The organism is Gilliamella sp. Fer4-1, from assembly GCF_001690515.1.
GTDB lineage: Bacteria > Pseudomonadota > Gammaproteobacteria > Enterobacterales > Orbaceae > Gilliamella > Gilliamella apicola_C.
Genome location: NZ_LZGZ01000223.1, coordinates 1 through 4,188 on the forward strand (window position 1 = coordinate 1; position 4,188 = coordinate 4,188).

At 37.4% G+C, this 4,188-nt stretch carries 6 protein-coding genes; 1 reads left to right on the forward strand and 5 read right to left on the reverse strand.

Going from position 1 to position 4,188, the window contains the following annotated elements:
• The 4 genes from A9G30_RS08100 to A9G30_RS13215 form a co-directional block, all read right to left on the reverse strand.
• A partial coding sequence (locus tag A9G30_RS08100; RefSeq protein ID WP_218057781.1) for a DNA/RNA non-specific endonuclease occupies nt 1-379 on the reverse strand: 379 nt, incomplete at its 3' end.
• Between the two features lie 136 nt (nt 380-515).
• Nucleotides 516-1,547 carry an SMI1/KNR4 family protein gene (locus tag A9G30_RS08105; protein WP_065588628.1) on the reverse strand — a complete coding sequence of 344 codons (1,032 nt, stop codon included), beginning with the start codon at nt 1,545-1,547 and terminating at the stop codon, nt 516-518.
• A 30-nt stretch (nt 1,548-1,577) separates the two neighbouring features.
• Nucleotides 1,578-1,886, reverse strand: coding sequence for an HNH endonuclease signature motif containing protein (locus tag A9G30_RS13210; RefSeq protein WP_218057783.1), 309 nt, complete (start codon nt 1,884-1,886; stop codon nt 1,578-1,580).
• Between the two features lie 164 nt (nt 1,887-2,050).
• Nucleotides 2,051-2,848 carry an RHS repeat domain-containing protein gene (locus tag A9G30_RS13215; protein ID WP_141671947.1) on the reverse strand — a complete coding sequence of 266 codons (798 nt, stop codon included), beginning with the start codon at nt 2,846-2,848 and terminating at the stop codon, nt 2,051-2,053.
• Between A9G30_RS13215 and A9G30_RS13360 the strand changes: the two genes are divergently transcribed.
• Complete coding sequence (locus tag A9G30_RS13360; protein WP_065587847.1) at nt 2,843-3,265, forward strand: hypothetical protein; 423 nt, start codon at nt 2,843-2,845, stop codon at nt 3,263-3,265. The genes A9G30_RS13215 and A9G30_RS13360 overlap by 6 nt on opposite strands.
• A 72-nt stretch (nt 3,266-3,337) precedes the next feature.
• On the opposite strand, the gene A9G30_RS12985 is transcribed toward A9G30_RS13360, so the two are convergent.
• Nucleotides 3,338-4,188, reverse strand: an 851-nt coding sequence (locus A9G30_RS12985) for a hypothetical protein (RefSeq protein WP_065588630.1), incomplete at its 5' end; no start/stop codon positions are given.

The window sequence follows — 4,188 nt, forward strand, 5'->3', positions numbered from 1 at the left end:
AAATAAAATTCCATTTAATATCCACAGCTCCATATTCTTGAATATACTGTTTAATTGTTTTTTCAAAAGCTCGATATTGACCACGATTTATTCCTTTTAACTGAGAGAAAACATTATCTATGCCTCCTGAACCGCCTAATATTTTCGCTAAAATATATCCCGCATCATCATCTGCGTTACCTAACCTTCGAGCAAATGCGCTTGGAAAAAGGTTAGTTGCTGTGCCTGATCCTATATCAGCTCTTGAAACTGTCGCTTTTGCTGAAAGAGGTTGCCCCTGTGCTCCTCGTTTACCTTTTACTTCACAAATCCATCTCCACGGATCAATCCAAGTTAACCCATTAGGCGCATACTGATACAGATTAAACCCACCTAGCAATCCTATCGGGTCTAGCTGGGTAAAACGACCAATATCCGGATCATAGTACCCGAAAGTATTGTAATATAAGCTGGTTTCCCTGTATAAATATTGTTTTCAATACCAACAGGGATGCGGTTAACCTTACGGTTATTATTTATAAACCATATAAATCATTTATATCATCTTCACACACTAATTTAGAAATAAATTCATTAAAACTATTGCATAGAAAAAGAGTACTCTTATCTTGATTATCCGTTAAAGATAAATTATCAGACCATGTGTCAAGAGTATAGTAGTATATTTTCCCATTATTAATATCGATGCAGAAATAATTACCACCCGCGTCAATCGCAAAAGGTAAAAAAGTTTCCGGTAATAACTTTCTACTCCATAAATTTTCTGCTTTGGAAGGCATTAAATAGTTCTTGTCATTATTAAACTTTTTATAGTATTTAACGGGTATTAGTTCATGAATTGCAACCCATTCAAATTCACTTTCAGGATCCAGACAAGCATTATTCTCTGGCATTCCTCCATTGTGTTGTAACAGGAATTGTCTTAGTTGAACAGGAATTTTTATCTTTAAAAGTTTTTCAACCTCATTTAGGTCAGTGGTATTAATTGCTTGTTGAGAATTGTAGAATTTGTTGCTTGTTCTTGGTTTAATATCTTCATCTTCAATGGTTTCTACTTTGTCTTGATCTTCATCACAAATTAAAGCATTTAAGAAATTTTCTAATGAATCAGATAAATAGATACTATTTTTTTTAAAATTTTGCTCTGTATTTAGGGTGTCATCCCATTCTAATCTGAGATATTGATATATCGCACCAGTATTAATATTCATACACAAAAAACCATTACTTAAATCGCGAGCAAAAGGTAACAGCTCCTTAGGTAACTTTTTATTATTCCAATGTTTGAAAGCAATACCTTCCATGATAAAATCTGGGTCATTCCTAAATGCTTTATTATATTTTATAGGAATAAAATTAAAAACTTTAAGTTTGTATGGAGGAACAGTTGTTTTCCAAATATCTTTATATACCATTCCTCCATTACAATTAAGATAAAACTGTCTTAAAGAATCTGGAATTGTGATACCTAACCTCTTTTCACAAGCATTTAAATCTTTATCAGTCAGCTTTTTTTCGCAGTCATAAAAGTTATCTATATTAATCATATTAATTCCCAAATTATATTGCGTCTTTAATTAACAAAATTTACTTATTAGCTCTTTTAGTCTCTTCGGTACTCTACCTGTTAACCACCCTTGTGTATATGAATAGTCTACTGCTTGTGGTGAGCCATATTTAGTGCCCGAATGTGCACCAAATTGAGAAACTGAACCTTTATGACGAATTGCTTCATGAGTTTCCGTTTTAATTAATTGCATAGTAGTTTTACCAGTTTTCGGATCAAAATCGTCAACATGATGCCAAGTATATCCTACGGCATCTTTCTTTTTGATTCCAGCCGCTTTAAATGCAGCAGCAAAATCTCTAGACCTAGTCCCTTGCATTGTGATTTGAACAATATTTTTTTGACCTTCTTTTACAGGGCATAATCTGGAGAATCTGTAAAATCTATTCCTTGTAATGCTAGCCTCCATGGATCAACCCAAGTTAACCCATTAGGCGCATACTGATATAGATTAAACCCACCTAGCAATCCTATCGGATCTGGCTAGGTAAAGTGGCCTATATCCGGATCATAATACCTGAAAGTATTGTAATGTAAGCCAGTTTCTCTGTCTAAATATTGTCCCTGATATCTGAGGTTCTGCTCTATGGGTTCGTGTTCGATTTCATGAATCCGTTTCCCCCATAATTGAAAGCTGCATTCCCACAGTATTTTACCGTTTTCGTCGGTCAACTCTTCCGGACAGCCATTCAGATCAGTGTGGAAGTACATGACTTTTTCAGGGTCATTACCTCTTTTATCTATTCGTGCCAGTGGTTCGTAGCTGTTCTGGTCGGTATAGATATACAGGCTGCGGTCTGTTTGTTCGATGCGTACTTCGCTCAGGCGGTGCTCGGCGTCGTAGTGGTAGTGCTGGATAGCACCGATGGTCTGTTTGGTCTGGGTTCGGCCGTGCTCGTCGTAGCGGTAGCGGTGTTCTCTGAAATGCAGCAGCTGGTTACAGCGGATGACATTCTGATTGCTGGGGTCTAATTCTATTGGCCGTCTGTGGTCTAACAGGTTGGCGGCGGCATCGTATTGCAGGGTTTCCCAGTATCTCTGGTTGCGGCAGCCTTCGATTCTGCCGGTGCGATCATAGTAGTAATCGGTCTGTCCGTGTTTGCTGTGTTTTTTGCTTACCAGCCGGTCGAGGTTGTCGTACTGGTAGCTGTGTTCGATGAGGATATCGGGCAGAATCGGATTCTGATTGCGCCATATCTGTTTGTGTTGCAGGCGGCTGTTACGGTCGTATTTGAACTGGGTGTTCAGCCGTCCCTGAGTGCGTAATACTTCGCGGTGCAACTTGCCGCGTTCGATGTCGCTGATGATGTTGCCATCGCCATCGATATTTATCTGGTGCAGGTGACCGGAACCGTAATACAGGCTGTTGATGGTACGCCCATCCGGCAGGGTGGTGGCGATACGGTTGCCCAGTGGGTCGTACTGGTGGCTGAGGGTACCCTGTGCGGTGGTTTCGCTCAGCAGGTTACTCAGCAGATCGTAGCTGAAGGCGATGAGGTCGGGTTCTGCTTCTGCGGGCAGGCCGGCTTTTTTGTAGCCGACTTTGATAAGGTTGTCGGCTTTGTCGTACTGGTAGGCGGGGGTGCCGTCGGTGGTGTATTTGCCGATCAGGCGGCCGATGGCATCGCGTTTGAAACGGTGGATGATTTCGGCACTGCTGCCGGCAGCAAAGTGTATATTGCTGACGTTGTCGAGTAGTTCATAATCTAAATTTTATTTGCGTTCTTCCGAGAAATGTTTGCTCTTTTAATCAGCCTTACCAAATAAAGACTACAATATTTTTAATTTTTCGGTTAACTCTTTTATACATGTGTCTGCCAATTTTTTGTATTCTATAGCAATTTTTCCTGAATACTTCTCATCAACTATTTTTTCAAACTCTTGAAATGTGCCAAAAAAGTCATTCATTTGAATAGCGAATCCATTATTAACCCAACAAGCAAAAATAGTTTGTGAGTTATCTTCGCAGTTTTTGCAATAAGCTATATTTTGTATTTTATCTATATCTAAATATAAACCGGTGCCAACAGATAAATTGTCAGGTAATTCTCGAATACTTGTTGATTCTATATTTAATTTACCTCCAATCGATAAATTTTCAGGTAATATTTTGATTTTTGAGTATTTTAAATCTAAATCACCTTTAATTGAGAAATTTTCAGGTAACGCTTCTATTTCAGTAAACCCTAAATATAAACTACCTCCAATAAAAAAATTTTTAGGTAATACTTTGATTTTTGTCATTGTTAAATTTAGATCACCTTTAACAGATAGGCTTTCCGGTAGTGCTGTTATTTCTGTATTCGCTAAATTTAGACTACCACTTATAGAAAAATTTTTAGGTAATGCTTTGATTTCCGTATTTGTTAAATATAAATAACCTCCAATAAATACCTTTTCAGGTATAGTTTTGATTTCTGTATTTCTTAAATCTAAATCACCACTAACAGAAAAATTTTTAGGTAGTGCTTCAATTTTTGTATGAGTTAAAATCAAATCACCGTTAATAGATAAGTTCTCAGGTAATGCTTTAATTCCTCTGTTTCTTAAATTTAAATTACCATCAATAGTGATTTTATTGTCTTGAATGAGATACTTTATACCTTTTTTATTTAGTAATT